General features: G+C 70.8%; 1 protein-coding gene. It reads left to right on the forward strand.

What is annotated here, in order from left to right; all coding sequences use genetic code 11:
- Nucleotides 1–571: 571 nt before the first annotated feature.
- Nucleotides 572–792, forward strand: a 221-nt coding sequence (locus tag EKO23_RS26775) for a peptidoglycan-binding domain-containing protein (protein ID WP_217702814.1), incomplete at its 3' end; no start/stop codon positions are given.

Consider the following 792-nt stretch of genomic DNA (forward strand, 5'->3'; position numbering starts at 1 on the left):
CCTACCTGAGATGGGTGTGGCCACTGCTGGTCATGCTGGGCGGACTGGTGATCGTCGTGCTCGCCGTGGGTGCGGTGGTCGCTTGACCGGCCGATGATGGCGGTGACGGCTGCGACGACCCCGAGCCCGGCCAGGGTGCACGCATCGCCGCGGCCACCAGCGCGTTCTGCGAAGCAACCACCGGGTACGTCGTGTCGCTCGACCGGTACGGCGACGCCCTCACCGCCACCGACCCGACGGTGGGCGAACGTCAAGGAGGCCGGAGACGACCTCTCGCAGCCTCGGGAGGACGCGGTCGAGGCCGCAGAGGCTGCCGTCGAGGCGCAGGAGAAGGCGGTGTCCGCGCGGCAGGAACTCACGGTGGCACAAGCCGAGCTGAAGGCGGCGAGGAGTGGCGATGAGCCGCCGTCGGCGAGTCCCACCGAGTCTGCTGCTCCACTGACCCCGCCGGCGACGGTCACTCGTGTGAAGCAGGCGGAGTCCGAGTTCGAGGCCGCACAGGGCGGCATCAGCGACGAGACCGCTGTCGCAGGCATCCCGAGAGTTCAACGCCGCAGCCGTCGCGCTGGAGATGTCCTGGCTGCAGCTCTTCGCCGAGGCAGGCTGCCGCCGACGACCAGCAGAAGGCGGCAGTCGACGCCGTCCGCGACTTCACCCGCAAGCTGCAGGACGCGCTGGCGACAGCCGGGTACTACGACGGGGGGGTGGGGACGGCATCTACGCCCCGGAGACCGTTGCCGCGGTCGAGTCGCTGCAGCAGGCGCATGGCCTCCCGGTGACCGGCACCGTCGA

This window comes from Nocardioides guangzhouensis (assembly GCF_004519545.1).
Lineage (GTDB): Bacteria > Actinomycetota > Actinomycetes > Propionibacteriales > Nocardioidaceae > Nocardioides > Nocardioides guangzhouensis.